The sequence below is a fragment of the Comamonas sp. w2-DMI genome (assembly GCF_040187735.1).
GTDB classification, from domain to species: domain Bacteria; phylum Pseudomonadota; class Gammaproteobacteria; order Burkholderiales; family Burkholderiaceae_C; genus Comamonas; species Comamonas terrae.
Map to the genome: position 1 here is coordinate 290,947 of NZ_JBANEL010000001.1, position 17,938 is coordinate 308,884.

Annotated in this window: 16 protein-coding genes; 6 read left to right on the plus strand and 10 right to left on the minus strand. The window is 61.9% G+C overall.

Annotation, left to right across the window (positions count from 1 at the left end; translation table 11 throughout):
• Positions 1-259: 259 nt before the first annotated feature.
• The 4 genes from secA to V8Z74_RS01300 all read left to right on the plus strand — a co-directional run bounded on the left by secA (position 260) and on the right by V8Z74_RS01300 (position 6,284).
• The gene (secA, locus tag V8Z74_RS01285; RefSeq protein WP_349707515.1) at positions 260-3,016 is read left to right on the plus strand and encodes a preprotein translocase subunit SecA; all 2,757 of its coding nucleotides are present in this window, start codon (positions 260-262) and stop codon (positions 3,014-3,016) included.
• Positions 3,017-3,312: 296 nt separating this feature from the next.
• The gene (gene argJ, locus V8Z74_RS01290) at positions 3,313-4,542 is read left to right on the plus strand and encodes a bifunctional glutamate N-acetyltransferase/amino-acid acetyltransferase ArgJ (protein ID WP_349707517.1); all 1,230 of its coding nucleotides are present in this window, start codon (positions 3,313-3,315) and stop codon (positions 4,540-4,542) included.
• 269 nt (positions 4,543-4,811) lie between these two features.
• On the plus strand, positions 4,812-5,759 hold the full coding sequence (locus V8Z74_RS01295; protein WP_174522894.1) for an ATP-binding protein: 948 nt from the start codon (positions 4,812-4,814) through the stop codon (positions 5,757-5,759).
• A 45-nt stretch (positions 5,760-5,804) separates the two neighbouring features.
• The gene (locus V8Z74_RS01300) at positions 5,805-6,284 is read left to right on the plus strand and encodes an NUDIX domain-containing protein (RefSeq protein ID WP_349707519.1); all 480 of its coding nucleotides are present in this window, start codon (positions 5,805-5,807) and stop codon (positions 6,282-6,284) included.
• A 128-nt stretch (positions 6,285-6,412) separates the two neighbouring features.
• Here the strand turns inward: V8Z74_RS01300 and V8Z74_RS01305 are convergent, their stop codons facing one another.
• From V8Z74_RS01305 to pilB, 6 genes are all read right to left on the minus strand, one after another.
• A complete protein-coding gene (locus V8Z74_RS01305) occupies positions 6,413-6,619 on the minus strand; it encodes a DNA gyrase inhibitor YacG (RefSeq protein ID WP_349707521.1) in 207 nt (68 codons plus the stop codon).
• Positions 6,620-6,738: 119 nt separating this feature from the next.
• Positions 6,739-7,494: a cell division protein ZapD gene (gene zapD, locus V8Z74_RS01310; protein ID WP_066473387.1), complete on the minus strand. Its 756-nt coding sequence runs from the start codon at positions 7,492-7,494 to the stop codon at positions 6,739-6,741.
• A gap of 87 nt (positions 7,495-7,581) precedes the next feature.
• Positions 7,582-8,220, minus strand: coding sequence for a dephospho-CoA kinase (coaE, locus tag V8Z74_RS01315; protein ID WP_349707523.1), 639 nt, complete (start codon positions 8,218-8,220; stop codon positions 7,582-7,584).
• A gap of 57 nt (positions 8,221-8,277) precedes the next feature.
• On the minus strand, positions 8,278-9,159 hold the full coding sequence (locus V8Z74_RS01320; RefSeq protein ID WP_349707525.1) for a prepilin peptidase: 882 nt from the start codon (positions 9,157-9,159) through the stop codon (positions 8,278-8,280).
• The gene (locus tag V8Z74_RS01325; RefSeq protein WP_349707526.1) at positions 9,159-10,376 is read right to left on the minus strand and encodes a type II secretion system F family protein; all 1,218 of its coding nucleotides are present in this window, start codon (positions 10,374-10,376) and stop codon (positions 9,159-9,161) included. The genes V8Z74_RS01320 and V8Z74_RS01325 overlap by 1 nt, the downstream gene beginning before the upstream one ends.
• A 35-nt stretch (positions 10,377-10,411) precedes the next feature.
• Positions 10,412-12,154, minus strand: coding sequence for a type IV-A pilus assembly ATPase PilB (gene pilB, locus V8Z74_RS01330; protein ID WP_349707528.1), 1,743 nt, complete (start codon positions 12,152-12,154; stop codon positions 10,412-10,414).
• A gap of 423 nt (positions 12,155-12,577) precedes the next feature.
• Here pilB and V8Z74_RS01335 point away from each other — a divergent pair, with 423 nt between their 5' ends.
• Positions 12,578-12,907 (plus strand): helix-turn-helix transcriptional regulator, encoded by a 330-nt coding sequence (locus tag V8Z74_RS01335; protein ID WP_349707530.1) that lies wholly within the window; start codon positions 12,578-12,580, stop codon positions 12,905-12,907.
• A gap of 8 nt (positions 12,908-12,915) precedes the next feature.
• Here V8Z74_RS01335 and V8Z74_RS01340 read toward each other — a convergent pair whose 3' ends face one another.
• The 3 genes from V8Z74_RS01340 to V8Z74_RS01350 all read right to left on the minus strand — a co-directional run bounded on the left by V8Z74_RS01340 (position 12,916) and on the right by V8Z74_RS01350 (position 14,136).
• Entirely contained in the window at positions 12,916-13,089 is a 174-nt protein-coding gene (locus V8Z74_RS01340) for a hypothetical protein (protein WP_349707532.1), read from the minus strand.
• A gap of 59 nt (positions 13,090-13,148) precedes the next feature.
• Positions 13,149-13,622, minus strand: coding sequence for a DUF6573 family protein (locus V8Z74_RS01345; protein ID WP_349707806.1), 474 nt, complete (start codon positions 13,620-13,622; stop codon positions 13,149-13,151).
• A 274-nt stretch (positions 13,623-13,896) separates the two neighbouring features.
• Positions 13,897-14,136, minus strand: a complete 240-nt coding sequence (locus V8Z74_RS01350) for a hypothetical protein (RefSeq protein ID WP_349707534.1) — start codon at positions 14,134-14,136, stop codon at positions 13,897-13,899.
• 822 nt (positions 14,137-14,958) lie between these two features.
• Here V8Z74_RS01350 and V8Z74_RS01355 point away from each other — a divergent pair.
• Positions 14,959-15,759 (plus strand): hypothetical protein, encoded by an 801-nt coding sequence (locus V8Z74_RS01355; protein ID WP_349707536.1) that lies wholly within the window; start codon positions 14,959-14,961, stop codon positions 15,757-15,759.
• A 484-nt stretch (positions 15,760-16,243) separates the two neighbouring features.
• Here the strand turns inward: V8Z74_RS01355 and V8Z74_RS01360 are convergent, their stop codons facing one another.
• A complete protein-coding gene (locus V8Z74_RS01360; RefSeq protein WP_349707538.1) occupies positions 16,244-17,485 on the minus strand; it encodes a hypothetical protein in 1,242 nt (413 codons plus the stop codon).
• Positions 17,486-17,938: the final 453 nt, after the last annotated feature.

Sequence of the window (17,938 nt, forward strand, 5' to 3'; positions counted from 1 at the left end):
CCGACGCTGCAAGTTTGCGCCAGAGTGGCCGGCGATGTACGGCAAGGGCGGCAAAAGCAGCGCAAAACCAAGGGTAGTTGTCGCGGTTAGAATCATTTTTTGGTCCGTGTTTCAGTTCCAGGCATTCCAAGAGGTTTTGACGGCATTCGAGTGCCGCTCTTGAGTGCTGCTGAGACGGCCCCATCTGAAGACCAACAATCAAGGGATTCCGGGCATATTGCTTCGCGCCATGGGCTGCAGGCAATATGTCTTTGCACGCATGGCCACCAATTTCCTCACCAAACTGTTCGGCAGCCGCAACGACCGGCTGCTCAAGCAATACCGCAAGACAGTCGCTCGCATCAACGCGATGGAGCCTGAGTACGAAAAGCTCAGCGATGAGGCATTGCGCGCCAAGACCCAGGACTTCAAGGACCGCATCGCGCGGGGCGAATCGCTGGACGACCTCCTGCCCGAAGCGTTTGCCGTGGTCCGCGAAGGCTCCAAGCGCGTCATGAAGATGCGCCATTTCGACGTGCAGCTGCTTGGCGCCATGGCCTTGCACTACGGCAAGATCGCCGAAATGCGCACGGGTGAAGGCAAGACGCTGACGGCCACGCTGCCGGTCTATCTGAATGCACTGGCCGGCAACGGCGTGCATGTGGTGACCGTCAACGACTATCTGGCCAAGCGCGATGCGACCACCATGGCGCGCCTGTACAACTTCCTGGGCCTGACGGTCGGCGTGAACCTGCCCAACCTCTCGCGCGAGGAAAAGCAGGCGGCCTACAACTCCGACATCACCTACGGCACGAACAACGAATACGGCTTCGACTACCTGCGCGACAACATGGTGTACGAGCCCGGCGACCGCGTGCAGCGCGCGCTCAACTATGCCATCGTCGACGAGGTGGACTCCATCCTGATCGACGAGGCGCGCACGCCGCTGATCATTTCCGGCCCGGCCGAAGACCACACGGCCATGTACGTGGCCATGAACCAGATCGTGCCCAACCTGATCCGCCAGGAAGGCGAGGCCGATCCGCGCACCGGCGAAGGCGTGACCAAGCCGGGCGATTTCACGGTCGACGAGAAGTCCCATCAGGTCTATCTGACCGATCAGGGCTACGAGGCCGCCGAGCGCCTGCTGGCCAACGCAGGCATGATCCCCGAGGGCTCGTCGCTGTACGACCCGGCCAACATCTCGCTGGTGCACCACCTGTACGCCGCGCTGCGTGCCAACCAGCTCTACCACCGCGATCAGCACTATGTGGTGCAGAACGGCGAGATCGTGATCGTGGACGAGTTCACGGGCCGCCTGATGGCGGGCCGCCGCTGGAGCGATGGCCTGCACCAGGCCGTGGAGGCCAAGGAAGGCGTGTCCATCCAGGCCGAGAACCAGACCATGGCCTCGATCACCTTCCAGAACTACTTCCGCCTCTACAAGAAGCTGGCAGGCATGACGGGCACGGCCGATACCGAGGCCTACGAATTCCAGGAAATCTATGCGCTGGAAACCGTGGTCATTCCCCCCAACAAGCCCAGCCGCCGCGACGACCAGCTGGACCGGGTCTACAAGACCACCAAGGAAAAGTACGAAGCGGCCATCAAGGACATCCGCGAATGCCATGAGCGCGGCCAGCCCGTGCTGGTGGGCACGACCTCGATCGAGAACTCGGAAATCATCGACCAGCTGCTCAACCGCGAAAAGCTCCCGCACCAGGTGCTCAATGCCAAGCAGCACGAGCGCGAGGCCGACATCGTGGCCCAGGCCGGCAGTATCGGCATGATCACCATTGCCACCAACATGGCAGGCCGCGGCACCGACATCGTGCTGGGCGGCAACATCGACAAGCAGGTGGCGCTGATCGAGGCCGACGAATCGCTGTCGCCCGCCGAGCGCCAGCAGCAGATCGACAAGCTGCGTGCCGACTGGCAGGTCGCGCACGACAAGGTGGTGGCCCTGGGCGGCCTGCGCATCATCGCCACCGAGCGCCATGAATCGCGCCGCATCGACAACCAGCTGCGCGGCCGTTCGGGCCGCCAGGGCGATCCCGGTTCCTCGCGCTTTTACCTGAGCCTGGACGACCAGCTGATGCGCATCTTTGCCGGCGACCGCGTCAAGGCCATCATGGACCGCCTCAAGATGCCCGAAGGTGAGGCCATCGAGGCCGGCATCGTCACGCGCTCGATCGAATCGGCGCAGCGCAAGGTCGAAGCCCGCAACTTCGACATTCGCAAGCAGCTGCTCGAATACGACGACGTGTCCAACGACCAGCGCAAGGTCATCTACCAGCAGCGCAACGAGATCCTGGATACCGAGGACCTGGAGGGCATGATTGCCGTCATGCGCGAGGACGTCATCACCGACGTGGTGCGCCAGTACGTGCCCGCCGAATCCATGGAGGAGCAGTGGGACATTCCCGGCCTGGAGCGCGTGCTGTCCAGCGAATGGCATATCGAGCTGCCGCTGCAGGTGGAGGTGGCGTCCTCGGACGCCATCACCGATGAAGACATCCTTGAGAAGGTGCTCAAGGCCGCGAACGACATGTTCGAAGCCAAGGTGGCGCTGATCGGCAAGGAGAACTTCACGCAGTTCCAGCGCGCCGTGCTGCTGCAGAGTTTCGACAGCAACTGGCGCGACCACCTGGCCGCGCTCGACTATCTGCGCCAGGGCATCCATCTGCGCGGCTACGCTCAGAAGCAGCCCAAGCAGGAGTACAAGCGCGAAGCCTTCGAGCTGTTCCGCCAGCTCATCGACCAGGTCAAGACCGAAGTCACGCGCGTGCTGATGACGGTGCAGGTGCGCTCGCGCGAAGAAGCCGACGAAGCTGCCGTGGCGATGAACCAGCGCGGTGCAGAGAGCCTGGAGCACATGAACTACAGCGGCCCGTCGGATGCCGATATCGGATCCGCCACGCCCGAGGACGGCGAGCAGGCGCTGGCCATTCCCCAGGGCGTGCATGTGGGGCGCAACGATCCCTGCCCCTGCGGCAGCGGCAAGAAGTACAAGCAGTGCCACGGGAAGCTGTCCTGAGCACCGGCGCTCGAGTACCCACAAAAACACGGGCTGCGGCCCGTTTTTTGTTGGCGGGGCGGCATTTTCCTGGCGGCAAAGCCACCAAGCGCAGAACAGGTCCCGGTTTGTTCCGATAATGGAGAGCGTTTTAACTCTCCGCCCCACGCCGCTGCGGTGGGCGCGCCTTCTTGCCGCGGACATCGGGCAGAAGCCGCCTTGCAGCATGCACTGCCCGCCAGGATGCGGTTCCGTTCCTGGCGGCAGCCACGCGGCGTTGCGGGCGGCATTTCTTTTCAATCTTGAGGATTGTTGCAATGTCCGTGAATCTTTCCGCCCCTGTTGCCGCCGAACTGCTGGCAGTCAATGGCGTTCGCATCGGCGTCACCGAGGCCGGTGTGCGCAAGGCCAACCGCAAGGACCTGACGGTGTTCCTGCTGGACGAGGGCGCAGCGGTGGCGGGGGTGTTCACGCAGAACCGCTTCTGCGCCGCGCCCGTGCAGGTCAGCCGCGAGCACCTGGCCGCCGGCAAGGGCATCCGTGCCATGGTCGTCAACACCGGCAACGCCAATGCCGGCACCGGTGCTGACGGCCTGGCCCGCGCGCGCGCCACCTGCGCCGCGCTGGCGCGGGAACTGAATCTTGCGCCCGAGCAGATTCTGCCGTTCTCCACCGGCGTCATCATGGAAGAGTTGCCCGTGGACCGCATCGTGGCCGGCCTGCCGGCAGCGATTGCCGCCGCCAGGGCGGACAACTGGGCCACGGCCGCCGAAGGCATCATGACCACCGACACGCTGCCCAAGGCCTTCAGCCGCAGCGTGGAGGTCGCCGGCAAGACCGTGTGCATCACCGGCATCAGCAAGGGCGCTGGCATGATCCGTCCCAACATGGCGACCATGCTGGGCTTTCTGGCCACCGATGCGGCCATCGCGCCCGCACTGCTGCAGCCCCTGGTCAAGGAACTGGCCGACGGCTCGTTCAACCGCGTGACCATCGACGGCGATACGTCCACCAACGACTCTTTCGTGCTGATCGCCACCGGCAAGGCCGGCAATGCGCCCATCGATTCGCTGACCAGCGCCGAAGGCCAGGCGCTCAAGGCTGCGCTGCTGGAGGTAGCGCAGAAGCTGGCCCAGGCCATCGTGCGCGACGGCGAAGGCGCGACCAAGTTCATCACCGTGAAGGTGGAAGGCGGCAGGACCGAGGAGGAATGCCGCCTGGTGGCCTATGCGATCGCGCATTCGCCGCTGGTCAAGACCGCCTTCTATGCTTCCGACCCGAACCTGGGCCGCATCCTGGCGGCCGTGGGCTATGCCGGCATTGACGACCTGGACCAGACCCGGATCGACCTGTACCTGGACGACGTGCATGTGGCCGTCAACGGCGGCCGCAATCCGTCCTACCAGGAAGAGGACGGCCAGCGCGTGATGAAGCAGCAGGAAATCACCGTGCGCGTGCTGCTGGGCCGCGGCAATGCGGCGCAGACCGTGTGGACCTGCGACTTCAGCCACGAGTACGTGACCATCAACGCCGATTACAGGTCGTGATGGACACCTTCTGAGCGGCTGCACCGCGTCCTCCTCTCTCCGCGCTATGCGCTAGGAGAGGGAGGGGACGATGCCCTCGCTGCGGGGCGGCGGGGCCGCTGGGGCCCTTGCCTGGCATCCCTCGTCCGGGCTGCGCCGGTTCCTACGTGATGGGTGCTACAAATTAGGAAGCTGCTATCGCTTCTCTGCATTGGGTTTCAATTGCTTGTCCATTGGAGTCCCAGCAATATCAAGCGATGGCAGCTATAACAACAGATGGAGATTCGGTCATGCAAGATGTAATGAACCCTTTGGAGCGCCTGGTCGAGCGTGCCGAGCAGCTGATGCAGCGCATCGAGGCCATCCTGCCCCAGCCGCTGCAGTCGCCTGCCGACTGGAATGCCGCGATTGCCTGGCGCTACCGCAAGCGCGCCAACGGCTGCGGTGTCCTGGAGCCCGTGCGCCATGTGGGTGCGATGCAGCTGTCCGACCTGCAGAACATCGATGTGCAAAAGGAAAAGATCGCGCGCAACACCGAGCAGTTCGTGCAGGGGCGCACGGCCAACAACGTGCTGCTCACGGGCGCGCGCGGCACCGGCAAGTCCTCGCTGATCCGTGCCTGCCTGCACAGCTATGCGCCGCAGGGCCTGCGCCTGATCGAGGTGGACAAGGCCGATCTGACCGACCTGCCCGACATCGTCGAGGTGGTCGCCAGCCGGCCCGAGAAATTCATCATCTATTGCGACGACCTGAGTTTCGAGGAGGGCGAGCCCGGCTACAAGGCGATGAAGTCCATCCTGGACGGCTCGGTCTCGGCCGCCACGCCCAATGTGCTGGTCTATGCGACCAGCAACCGCCGCCACCTGCTGCCCGAGTACATGACGGACAACCTGGCCCAGCAGAAAGGCGAGAACGGCGAAATCCACCCGGGCGAAGTGGTGGAGGAGAAGATCTCGCTGTCCGAGCGTTTCGGCCTGTGGGTGAGCTTCTATCCGTTCAGCCAGGACGAATACCTGCGCGTGGTGGCCCAGTGGCTGTCGGCGCTGGGGCTGGATGCGGCGGCCATCGAGGCCGCCAGGCCCGAGGCCCTGGTCTGGGCGCTGGAGCGCGGCTCGCGCAGCGGTCGTGTGGCCCACCAGTTCGCGCGCGACTATGCGGGCCGGGCCGAGCGTCCCGCGTCGCGCGGCGCGCGCATCGGCGATGTGCAAGGCCTGGCCGAGGAGGCCGACCTGGATTGAGCGCCGGGACCCGGGCCGCAGGCCCGCCGGCATTTTGAACAAGTGATGGAAACAGTGACTGCTGAAACCTCTCCCCAGCCCGCCCGCAAGCACACCGAAGTGGCCGTGGGCGTGCTGCTGCGCGAATCCGATGGCGCCCTGCTGATCTCCAGCCGCCCCGAAGGCAAGCCCTATGCGGGCTACTGGGAATTTCCGGGCGGCAAGCTCGAGGCCGGCGAAACCGTGGAGCAGGCCCTGCGCCGCGAGCTGATCGAGGAGCTGGGCGTGACCATAGGCACGGCCCATGTCTGGAAAGTCACGGAGCACGACTATCCGCATGCGCTGGTGCGCCTGCACTGGTGCAAGGTCACCGAATGGAGCGGCGACTTCGAGATGCGCGAAGGCCAGCAGATGGCCTGGCAGCAGCTGCCGCTGACGGTTGCGCCCGTGCTGCCGGGCGCCTACCCGGTGCTGCAATGGCTCAGCGAAGAGCGGGGCCTGCCTTTCGATGCCGGCTACTACGAGGCGCAGCAGCCCCGCAACTGAGGTTCGGCGTTTTTCTTGCTGGCGAAAAAGTGAGCACCTTGCGCCGGACTCTCCTGGACTTTCTTTGCAAATGCGTTGAAACTCACTATGGGGCCAGCGCAAGGTGCTCCTGTTTTTGAAGCCGGCGTTCAGTCTTCGGTGCGGGGATCGCCAAACGGCGCGTCTTCGGGCGGTGTCGGCGCGGGCACGCGGAACTCTTCGTTGGCCCAGGCGCCCAGGTCGATCTGGCGGCAGCGTTCGCTGCAGAACGGGCGGAACTTGTTGCCGGGCGCAAAAAGGCTGGGGCCGCCGCAGGTCGGGCAGCGCACGGTGGTCGGGATGCTGTCGTTGCTCATGTGCCGAGTGTGCGCCAAATGCGGTGGACAGATGCGGGGTGGGGCGAAAAAGCCGTGCCGTTGAAAGTGATCGAGCCGCTGCAAGCGGTCCGGCGATGTGCCAAAAGAACGGGGCGGGGTCAGGCGCAGAGCGTCAGCTCGAAGGCCGCATCCTCGGGGCACAGCTGGGGCTTGGAGCCATTTTCCGAACGCAGCAGCCGCACGGAGACCAGCAGGCGGTTGCCGCTGATTTCGGGAATCAGGTTCAGGTGCTCGTCGATGCGCAGGCGCAGCAGCTGGAAGGTGCGCCCTGCGGGCATGGCCTGCTGGAAGATGCCTTGCTCGGCCGCCACGCGCTGGGGGACGCCGGTCTCGCGCAGCAGCTGCAGCAGCAGCTCCAGCGCCTGGCCCAGCGGCGCCAGTTCGGCCGCCCAGTCTTCCAGGTCGCGCTGGCGGTAGCGGGGGTCCAGGCTCTGCCATGCATGGTAGGCGGGCAGATCGAAACTGCAGGTGCCACCGGGGATGCCGATGCGGCTGCGCACGGACATCAGCCATTCATGCTCGGTCAGTGCCTGGCCGGTCTTGCCGGCCTGCTCGTTGATGGCCTTGAAACACTGGTCCACTTGGCGCGCGACCTGGTGCAGCATGTGCTGCGAGATGTCGGGGTTGTCGCGCAACACGTCGAGCAGGGCTTTCTGGCGCTCGAGGTCTTTCAGAACGTCGGTCTTGAGATCCGAACGGGCCGCCACGTCCATGATCTCGAAAATCGTGACCAGCGCGAAATGGTGATCGACCGGGTGCGCGCGCGTCAGCAGCTCGCCCAGGCGGCGATACAGCTGCTCCAGACGCAGGTAGGTTCTCAGACGCTCGTTGAAAGGATATTCGTACAGGATCACGCTTGCTGGGCTCCTTGGGGCGCGCAGGAATCAGCGGTTAACGTGCACATGCGGCGATCACACGCACAGGCCAAGCCATGTCGCGCATCATAGCCCGAACCAGGCAGCGATTTGATCGGTATGTGCGTTGAGTGCATCGATGCCCATGCCCTCGTCGTTGTAGAGCACCCAGTCGGCGGCAGCCGTGCGCTGCGCACGGCCGGCCTGGGCTGCGATGATGGATTGCACGGCTTCGCGCGTGAGACCGCTGCGTGCCATGACACGCTCGATCTGCGTGGATTCGCGGCAGTCGATCACCAAAATGCCATGCAGCTGTGCCCGCCAGTGCCTGGATTCCACCAGCAGCGGAATATCGTGCACGACCAGCCTGTGGCCTTCCTGCACGGCCTGCCGGTACTGCTGCTCGGTGTGCTCGGCAATCAGCGGGTGAACAATGGCTTCGAGCCGCTGGCGCGCATCGCTTTGCGCAAACACCAGCTCGCGCATGCGGGTGCGGTTGAGCGCACCGTCGCCGGCGATCAGATCGTCACCGAAGGCCCGGGCGATGGCCGGCAGCGCGGCGCCGCCGGCGGCAGTCAGGCTGCGTGAAATCCGGTCGGCATCGATGACGGCCGCGCCGCGTTGCTGCAGCCGTGCGGCGACCGTGCTTTTACCGCTGCCGATGCCGCCCGTCAGGCCAAGGCGATAGGGCGGCTGCTGCGCGGGAATGAGCGAACGGGTGGGCATGGCGGAGTGCATGCCGCAGTATGTACCAGCGGTCTGCATGCAAACGCAAGAAGTTGTTTACAACCCGATGGCGTGCAGAATGGACTGCGGTCCCCAGATCAGGCTGATGAAACCGCCGCCGGCCAGGAACGGGCCAAAAGGCACATAGCCGCCTTCCCGCAGCTGGCTGTTGATCTTGAGCGCCATGCCGATGACGGCGCCCACGACCGAGGCCATGAGGATGATGGGTATCAGCGCCTGCCAGCCGAACCATGCGCCCAGGGCGGCAAACAGCTTGAAGTCGCCGTAGCCCATGCCTTCCTTGCCGGTGGCCAGCTTGAAGGCCCAGTAGATCAGCCACAGCGACAGATAGCCGGCAATGGCCCCCCAGACGGACTGCGCCAGCGGCACGCCGGTCCACTGGAGCGCGGATGCCGCCAAGCCGGCCCACAGCAGGGGCAGGGTGATGGAGTCGGGCAGCAGCGTGGTGTCCCAGTCAATCAGGGCGAGGGCCAGCAGGGCGGCACTGAAGCCGCACCAGGCAAAGCCCGCGGCTGTCAGGCCGCTGCGCGCCAGGCAGAAGGCAAACAGGGCCGCGCAGGCCACTTCCACCAGCGGATAGCGGGGGCTGATGGTTTTTTTGCATTCGGCGCAGCGTCCGCGCAGAAACAGATAACTGAGCACGGGAATGTTCTCATGCCAGGCGATCGCATGGCCGCAGTGCGGGCAGCGCGAGCGCGGCTTGCTCAGGCTGAGGGCTTCCTGCGGCGCAGGCAATGCTGCTGCCATGCCTTGGATGGGCTCCTTCTCGGCCAATTCTTGCAGGTACTGCGCGCATTCGGCGCGCCACTGCTGCTCCATCATGCGCGGCAGGCGGTGGATGACCACATTCAGAAAACTGCCGATGAGCAGGCCCAGCACGGCGCCGGCTGCGCCATTCAAAACGGTTTCCGAAAGCATCAGACCACTTGTCCCAGTTTGAAGATGGGCAGGTACATGGAGACCACAATGCCGCCGATCAGTGTGCCGAGGAAGACGATGATGATGGGCTCCATCAGGCTGGACAGGCCGGCGACCATGTCATCCACTTCTTCCTCGTAGAAGTCGGCGGCCTTGCCCAGCATATGGTCGATGGAGCCTGACTCCTCGCCGATCGCACACATCTGCAGCACCATCGAAGGAAAGACGTTTGCGTTGGTCATGGCCACGGTCAGGCTGGTGCCGGTGGAGACTTCCTGCTGGATCTTGTCCGTGGCGCTCCGGTAAATATAGTTGCCCGAGGCGCCGCCCACGGAGTCCAGCGCTTCGACCAGCGGCACGCCGGCCGCAAACATGGTGGACAGGGTCCGCGTCCAGCGCGCGACGCAGGATTTCTCGATCAGCACGCCGAAGATGGGCAGCTTGAGCATGGTGCGGTCCATGAACTGCTGCACACGCTCGTTGCGCTTCCAGGCCTGCATGAAGAAGTAGATGCCGCCGCCGAGCACGCCGAAAATCAGCCACCAGTACTGCACGAAGTAGTCGCTGATGCCCATCACCAGCAGCGTGGGCGCCGGAAGATCCGCGCCGAAGGAGGTGAAGACTTCCTTGAAGGCCGGGATCACGAAGATCATGATGATGGTCACCACGACAAAGGCCACCACGATCACGGAGGTGGGGTACATCAGCGCCGACTTGATCTTGGACTTGATGGCCTCGGTCTTTTCCATGTAGGTGGCCAGGCGGTCCAGCAGGGCTTCCAGAATGCCGGCCGCTTCGCCGGCCTCGACCAGGTTGCAATAAAGACTGTCGAAATACAGCGGATGCTTGCGGAAGGCAGAGCTCAGCGAGGTACCGGTTTCCACGTCGGCCCGGATGTCGTTGAGCAATCGGGTGACGCTGGCATTGGTGTTGCCGCGCCCCACGATGTCGAAAGCCTGCAGCAGCGGCACGCCGGCCTTCATCATGGTGGCCAGCTGGCGCGTGAAGAGCGCGATGTCCTTGGGCTTGATCTTCTTGCCGCCCTTGGTCTTGCGCTTCTTGATCTTGGTGGGCATGACGCCCTGGCGGCGCAGCATGGCCTGGACCTGGTTGTCGCCACCTGCCCGCGTCTCGCCGCGCACGATCTTGCCGTTGCGGTCCTTGCCTTCCCATTCGAAGACGAATTCCTTGATTCCACTGGACGCTGCTGTCGCCATGGTGCTCCCTCCTTGGTTGCCGGTGCGGCAATCTCTTATTCGTTGGTGACCGCCAGCACTTCTTCGAGCGAGGTCAGTCCTAGTTTGACTTTGTGCAATCCCGATTCGCGCAACGAGCGCACTCCTTCGGCCTTAGCCTGGGCCGCGATTTCCAGCGCGCTGCCGTCGCGCAGGATGATGCGCTGGATTTCTTCGCTGACCGGCATGACCTGGTAGATGCCGACACGGCCCTTGTAGCCGTTGTTGCATGCCGGGCAGCCGACAGGGCGATAGCTGACCCAGCTGCCGTCGGCATCCTCCTCGGAGTAGCCGGCTTCAAGCAAGGCCTCGCGAGGCACCTCGGCGGGCTCCTTGCACTGCGGACACAGGCGCCGGGCCAGGCGCTGGGCCGTGATCAGGATCACGCTGGAGGCAATGTTGAACGGCGCAATCCCCATGTTGCGCATGCGCGTGAGCGTGGTGGGCGCGTCGTTGGTGTGCAGGGTCGACAGCACCAGGTGGCCGGTCTGGGCGGCCTTGATGGAGATGTCGGCGGTTTCCAGATCACGGATTTCGCCCACCATGATGATGTCCGGATCCTGGCGCAGAAAGGCCTTGAGCGCTGCGGCAAAGGTCAGGCCGGCTTTTTCGTTGACATTGACCTGGTTGACGCCGGGCAGGTTGATTTCCGAGGGATCCTCGGCCGTGGCAATGTTCACCCCCGGCTGGTTCAGCAGGTTCAGGCAGGTGTAGAGCGACACGGTCTTGCCCGAACCCGTGGGGCCGGTGACCAGAATCATGCCGTAGGGGCGGCGGATGGCATGGAGCAGCCGTTCCTTTTCCTCGGGCTCGTAGCCCAGGGCATCGATACCCATCTTGGCCGAACTGGGATCCAGGATACGGATCACGATTTTTTCGCCGAACAGGGTGGGCAGCGTGCTGACGCGAAAGTCGATGACGCGGTCCGGACCGACCTTGAGCTTCATGCGGCCGTCCTGCGGCACGCGCTTTTCGGAAATGTCCAGGCGCGAGATCACCTTGATGCGCGAGGCCAGCTTGTCCTTGATGGCGATGGGCGGGGTTGCAATCTCACGCAGCTCCCCGTCGATGCGAAAGCGTACCCGGTAGTGGTGTTCGTAAGGCTCGAAATGCAGGTCGGACGCGCGCATGTTGAACGCGTCCAGCAGCATCTTGTGCAGAAACTTGACGATGGGCGCATCTTCGACGTCCGCTCCTGCGGTGCTGTCCTTTTCTTCCGGCGCATCCTCGATCTTGACGTCGTCGAAATCGAAGTCGCCGGGCGCGCTATAGGTGTCCAGGGATTCGCCAACGCTCTTGTTTGCCTGCTCGATCAGCCGCTGCAGCTTGTCGGCTTCGACCACCACCCAGTCAACCACCAGTTGCGTGGTGAACTTGATCTGCTCGGCCGCCTCCTGCTGGGTAGGATCGGCCGTGGCAACGGTCAGCCGGTTGCCGCGCTTGCCCAGCGCCAGCACCCTGTAAGTGGTGCTGATCTTGCTGTCCAGCAAACCCTGTGGCAGCTGTTGGGGGTCGACAGCGCCGAGATCCAGAAGCGGCGTGCTGAACATGCTGGAAATCGTTTCGGCAATTTCCCGCGCACTGATCTCGCCCGACTGGCTCAGCTCCGAGATGAAAGGCGTGCGGTTGGCGGCTGCCTTCTTGACCGTGGCCTCTGCCACTTGCTGCGAAATCTTGCCTGCGGAAATCAGCGCTCTGCCGAGGCCGGGCAACGGCACTGCGACAGGTGCATTCTTGATCGATGGATCGGCAGCAGCCATGTAACCAGTTTGTATCGGAGGAAAGGAGAGTTATCCTAACATCCCAGTTTGTCTGCAATGCATACAGAGACACACCGTGTGTGAAGAACACACGGTTGTTGCAATGGCGCAAGAAATGGTGAGGGAAAGATGACCAAATGGTCGGGGTGAGAGGATTCGAACCTCCGGCCTCTACGTCCCGAACGGGGTATCTCTGCCTAAAACGCTGTTCTGTGGATGGGGTTGGGTATTATAAATCAATAGCTTACGCTTGCCTTCGCGTAGCTGCGCGAAGCTAAACGCAGTGGCAAACCAACTCAATTGCCACTGATTTGCCACTGGAAATCGGTCGCCGGATACGGGGGCGTGCGGCGTCTTGCGGCTCGTTGCGCGTCATCTCCCCCTGTCCTTGCCTATACATAAGACCTCAACTACATAGGTCTCATGATGACCGCTTCCGCTTCCTTCACTCCGCTGACCAAGCAAGACGTTGCCGACTCGCTGGGTATCTCTATTCGGTCGGTCGAAAATTGGATCAACGACGGCATTTTGCCTGCGCCGGTCAAGCTGGGTAACCGCGTCTACTGGCACCCAGACGTGTACTACGGTTGGTTGTCGCAGCGGCTCAAAACGGGGTCCTCCACCGAGTCGCAGTCGGAGCCCTCCGATGTCCCCGAGCCTGTCCGCCGCGCCCCGGTTAGTGCCGACAAGACTGTTTCGCATCTGCGTGCAAGCACTGAACGTAAACTCGCTCGACTGCAAGGCCGGAACTGACTGACTCTCTACCATGGTTCCCCGCCGCCAACGGGCGGCCAGGCTGGCTGCGGTGTGTAGTGCGGCTGGTAGACATCCAGCCCGAATGGGCTGCCGCCGACGTCGAGCCAGGTGTCATCCACCATAGGCAGGCCGGTTGCCGGATTGATGTCCGGCGCTTGCGTGCTGTGTTCGTTGTTCATGGCATTCTCTCCTTTGCTGGGATGCATTAGCCAGCCCTGGTTGGGACTGGCTGGGTGCTTTAGTCTTCGTCAGGGTTCATGATGGTGATGACTGCCTCGCCTTCATCGCCGGGGCCGATGTGCATGTGCAGCGTCATCAGTCGCGGGCGCTTCGCCGTGCCGCCTCGGTGCACTGCATAGAGCTGGAAGGGCACGCGGCAACTGCCGCTGGCCCGACGGGCAGCGATGTAGGCCATCCACACCACGTCCCATGCGCGGCCTGCCTCGTCTTGTGGCGTCTGGCGAGCCGAGTCCGCGTCAGACCAAGCCACTGCCTTATCCCATGCCGCCGCTGTCATGGCAATGGGCACTCGAAAGCCAGCCTCTCGCGCCGTCTGTGTCACGTCCACTAGCAAGCCATCGGCAATTGCTTGCGCTCGCGTGTACCTGTGTATTGCCTCGCCAAAAAATGGCATCCAGGCCCAAGGATTCTTCTTGCATTGAGTTCTCCAACTGCTGCCGGGCTTCAAGATTCCGAGCCTGAATCCATGCATTTCCCGGGGTGTCGCATGGGACCCGCTGGCATTGCTGCCGCCGTTCTTCTGAGTTCGTCGCCTGCGTTGAAGAACCGCAAGACAAACGGGCGGAACAAGCGCAGTCAAAGCCGCAGCCCCGAAAGGGGACCGGGTGCAGAGGCGCACGAAGTGACTGCAGGGCTTGTGCAGTCGGGGGGGATTGAGGTTGCATCGCAGGAAGAGCGACGAACCTCAGAACGGTGGCAGCAATGCCGAAGGGGTTGGCGACAACCCGAAGGCGGCACCAGCCGCCTTATTTGCGCTTCCATGGTGCAAGCGCAGACAAGTCAATGACGGTCGAGCTGACTGGCACCATTTCGTCTCGCAGATCGGCGAGGCGGGCTTTCTTGCATGCGCGATAGCGCCGGGCGCGCTCGGCATCGCTGAGTGCGTCGGGCTTCGTCGGGCGGCCAAGCTTGGTCGTGCACGGTGAAAGTGGTGCTGCTTCGTCAAAAAACAGGTCGAAAGTGATGTGGTCGTGTGCGTCTTGCATGCTTTGTATAGCACGCGTGACGGTGCATGACCAGGCGAGTTGCCGTGATTTGTCACGAAAAGCGGCTGTGGCTGCACTTGAGAGACTGCGACGGGTTCGCACAAGGTTTGCGGTTCTGCGCCTCTATCGAATCGCGGGCTCAGGAGAGCGTCGTGAGGGCAGGCAGTTTTCGTGACGCCGTCACGATAATCACGGGCCTTTCTGTGATGGCATCACGGAAAGTGGCTGGCACAGTCTGCCGAAGGCTGTCTGTGCGAGCGGTGGTGTCGGCAAGCCGCAGGTGCGCAGCCACTGTGCCGCGCAGGCTCGGTGGCGAAGTCGGGGGCCGCTTGGCGGCGGAGCAGCACAGCGGGGCGAGGCGTTCAGCCGATGCCCGGCACGAAGCACCGCCACCTATGGCGGTCGAAGTGACGCGGGGGGAGCCGCGCTGCAATTGCCAGCAGGACATTGTCCGTCGCGCCAGCAATAGTAGCCCCCAAGGGCTACGGTGCAGAGTGGGGGGTGAAACCCCGCGCCCCCTCGCTGAAGGCGCGGGCAAGTGGGTCAGCACAAACGCGTCCAGCGTGCCGAGCGGAGACACTTGCCCGCGCGTTAAGCGCCACGCTGAAAGCGTGGTCCGGAGGACGGGGGCGCCTGCATTTCAAAGCGCATGGCCGGGCGTCCAGCCCGGACAAACGCCCGGCCCGGCGTCCAGCCGTGGGGAAGGGGGTGGTGAGCTTCAGCCGCCTTGCGGCTGTTCGTTTCCCCTGTTCGTCCCCTGTCGTACAGGGGCATGAAGGGGGGGCCGCGCTATACGAATCATGACAACAACAGGGGAGAGTCATGATGAGTCAAAAGGATGGGCGGCAAATTGCTCGCGAAAACGAGGCGCGAGTGCTGCGGGCATTGCACCGCTTCGGCTGGCTGCGCACGCGCGACCTTGCCGCCCTGTGCTGGCGGCGCTGGGCACCCAGGCCCAGCGGCCCGCCAAGCGTAGGGCCTACGCAGCCGACCGAATCGGCAGTGAGGATGGCGCAGCGCACCATGCGCCGCCTTCGTGATGCCCGCTCGGTCATCACTGGCCAAGGGCCGGACGGCAGCGTCATTTACGCGCTGTCCGAAGGCGGTGCACGGGCGCTGAAAGATGCAGGGGTGACTGCCATCAGCGGCAAAGACCTCGTGCGCGGCTTCAGTGCTGCTTACTACCGTCATCGAAGCATCGCTAATCAAATAGCGATTTCGGGCATGGTGCAGGGTTTTCGTGCATCCACGGAGCGCGAAATCGCCCAAGGATTGTGGCTCGGCGGCGAAGCTGGCATCGCAGGCAAGCGGCCGGATGTGCTGCTGCGCAGCGGCAACCAGGTGTGGTGGGTTGAGGTCGAGAAGAGTCGCAAAAATGCCAAGGACTACAAGACACTTTTGGCCTGGCTGGGCAAAGTGCTGCAAGACAGCACCCGGCGCGACGGCTCTCGGCTGCTGGCACCAGGACAGGTGTGGGGACGCTTGATCTTTATCTGCACCCCGGCTTTTGAAAACAAGCTTTTGCGCGATCTGGAAAGCATGGGGTGGACTCGACAGCAGGCGGATATGCTGTCATGCTTCGAATCTGCGCTATACATATTTGAGGACACATTGTTCCCATAAATTGCAGGTCAGTGAGCGCTGTCTGGGCTGGTACGGCGCTTAACGACAACTTACTCGCTATCGCTACAAATTTTGGCGGTAGACCTGCGAACGCGTCACCGGCCGCCGCTTGTATCAAAAGTTGGGCTGTCCCCGGCAGAGTCAGATCTGACGGGGACAGCTTTTTTGCGTCGTGCCATCCTGGACAATGGCACGTGCCAAGATAAAGAGGAAACATCGCCCGGATGCCAACAGAATATGAAAATTTACCCCGTGAAGCGCTCATCAAGCTGCCTAAGCGGCGTGACAGTCAGACGCCCTATGGGCTGTTTGAGAGCGGCAATGGATTGCACCCGACAAGGCCCTGAGCCGTGACTTCGTGGGTCTGGAGCAGGCCCACTTTATCGGCAATCTCCTGTTTGATGTCCCCTTGCAACTTGTTGGCGTGTGCCTTGCCAGTATTATTGGTTGAGGCGCCTCTGATAAAGGTCTCCGTTCTTGGATCTCAGTAGGGTGTAAGGCGGCCGTTTGTATTGCGACAGCCGTACTCCGGTGGGAATACTTCGCCGAACTTCAGCCACATCTCACTGGCAAAGCCTTGCAACTGCACCCGCACGGCAATCTTCACCATGGGCGCCCGCATTTCAATGACCGGGCCGCAGAAGGTGTCCGCCCCAAGTTGCAGTGATTTGCGCCACTCCGCTATGCGCTTGGTTTCGGCCTGACGGTTGCGTTCAGCAGTCTCGGCTTGTTTGCGGGTTTTTTCATTTGCTTCAGCCTGCTCTTGCGCCAAGAGTTTATCCAACCGCTGCCGCATCTGCGGAACCAGATTGTCGAAGTCCACCCTTCCCCAATTGTTCGGGTCCGGGGTTTCGTACTTCTGAATGAAGGTCTGTAGTGCCTTTTTGTCAATGATTTTCTGAACTTGTGCTGCGTATTTGCGCCGCCATTCCTGCTCATTCTTGTTAGATAAAATTTCCACAGTTCCCGCTGCCAAGTGTGACGTCATCCAGTTTGGAACCTGACGCTGTCCAGTAATGGCAAGATAGTTGAATGCGGCCGTTTCCAAATCAGCAGCGGAAGTCGCTCTGGAAAAATGGAAAAATAAAAATTTGATGGCATCAAGCTCATCGGAGCAGTTTCCACAGTCGGAAGAGTAGCTTTGTAAAGCTCGTGCGAGAAGCTTGCTATATCGGGACTGGGCAATGGATGCGGCCGCAGCCTTGATGGAATCCGATTCCAAAGCGGAAATAAGTGCTTCTGTTTTTATAGGTGCATCGAAATCGAATCCGCCGAGCATCCTGCGGCCGGCAAAGTTTGAGTTACATGAGAAATAGCCTTTAGAGCGTGGACTGGACTGCTTGTAGAAGTCTTTCATGAATATCTGGTGGCAGCCAGTGGCCAGCTTATTGTTGCTATTGACCTCACAGCGACGTTCAGTTTCACAAATATCCTTTGTAGCTACCGAAAAAATTACCGCGTTTATCGTGGTATTGGGTTCTCGACCCAAGAAGCCGATGCAGCCGCGCAGCTTTTCATAGCTATCATCCTTAAGACTCTCATCTGATGCATTAGCGACGTTCCAAAGGCCACCAGTCTTCTGGATGTAAATGTCTTCGCAGTAATCATTTCCATTGAATACAGAATTGCCAGCAACTCCATAAGCGATAGGTTTTACTGCAAGCTCTGCGTGTGCAGTATTGGCGAAAAATGATAGCGTAGAGAGCGCTATGGTGAGAAATTTCATGCGAGAACAGTGCAATTAAAATCAATATCAATAACTTGGCGCGGGTGGTTTTGACGTCAATATGTAGGATGTCGATTTTTGCATTTTGACATAATTATTGTTTCAATGTGTTACTATTCTGTCAAGCAATTGTGTACTAATGCGCATATTTCCGGCCGATCTGTCGCCAGAAGAGTTGCGCTTTCCCAAGATGCTTGACATCTGGGCGGACATTGAGTAGTGACACTGCAACCCCGTGCAGCTCCGAGTCTGTGGGGCTGTGCACATGCACTATGGGCGGGCGTTCATGGTTGAAGTGGGGGTCAAGGACAAGAAGGAGCAGTGCTTGTACTGCCTCGCGGATGGCTGCCTTGTGGATGATGGACTGTTCGAGGCTGGATGGCCGCGTTATGAGTAGGACCCCGAATATGGCGCGGTGACGATGCCTTGGCATCGTCCCTGGTTGCGTTGAAT

What these genes read in the sequence shown, in the direction of transcription:
- secA (WP_349707515.1), top strand. Translation starts at nt 260, where the DNA reads ATGGCCACCAATTTCCTCACCAAACTGTTCGGCAGCCGCAACGACCGG.
- argJ (WP_349707517.1), top strand. Translation starts at nt 3,313, where the DNA reads ATGTCCGTGAATCTTTCCGCCCCTGTTGCCGCCGAACTGCTGGCAGTC.
- V8Z74_RS01295 (WP_174522894.1), top strand. Translation starts at nt 4,812, where the DNA reads ATGCAAGATGTAATGAACCCTTTGGAGCGCCTGGTCGAGCGTGCCGAG.
- V8Z74_RS01300 (WP_349707519.1), top strand. Translation starts at nt 5,805, where the DNA reads ATGGAAACAGTGACTGCTGAAACCTCTCCCCAGCCCGCCCGCAAGCAC.
- V8Z74_RS01305 (WP_349707521.1), bottom strand. Translation starts at nt 6,619, where the DNA reads ATGAGCAACGACAGCATCCCGACCACCGTGCGCTGCCCGACCTGCGGC.
- coaE (WP_349707523.1), bottom strand. Translation starts at nt 8,220, where the DNA reads ATGCCCACCCGTTCGCTCATTCCCGCGCAGCAGCCGCCCTATCGCCTT.
- V8Z74_RS01320 (WP_349707525.1), bottom strand. Translation starts at nt 9,159, where the DNA reads ATGCTTTCGGAAACCGTTTTGAATGGCGCAGCCGGCGCCGTGCTGGGC.
- V8Z74_RS01325 (WP_349707526.1), bottom strand. Translation starts at nt 10,376, where the DNA reads ATGGCGACAGCAGCGTCCAGTGGAATCAAGGAATTCGTCTTCGAATGG.
- pilB (WP_349707528.1), bottom strand. Translation starts at nt 12,154, where the DNA reads ATGGCTGCTGCCGATCCATCGATCAAGAATGCACCTGTCGCAGTGCCG.
- V8Z74_RS01335 (WP_349707530.1), top strand. Translation starts at nt 12,578, where the DNA reads ATGATGACCGCTTCCGCTTCCTTCACTCCGCTGACCAAGCAAGACGTT.
- V8Z74_RS01340 (WP_349707532.1), bottom strand. Translation starts at nt 13,089, where the DNA reads ATGAACAACGAACACAGCACGCAAGCGCCGGACATCAATCCGGCAACC.
- V8Z74_RS01345 (WP_349707806.1), bottom strand. Translation starts at nt 13,622, where the DNA reads ATGCATGGATTCAGGCTCGGAATCTTGAAGCCCGGCAGCAGTTGGAGA.
- V8Z74_RS01350 (WP_349707534.1), bottom strand. Translation starts at nt 14,136, where the DNA reads ATGCAAGACGCACACGACCACATCACTTTCGACCTGTTTTTTGACGAA.
- V8Z74_RS01355 (WP_349707536.1), top strand. Translation starts at nt 14,959, where the DNA reads ATGATGAGTCAAAAGGATGGGCGGCAAATTGCTCGCGAAAACGAGGCG.
- V8Z74_RS01360 (WP_349707538.1), bottom strand. Translation starts at nt 17,485, where the DNA reads ATGAAATTTCTCACCATAGCGCTCTCTACGCTATCATTTTTCGCCAAT.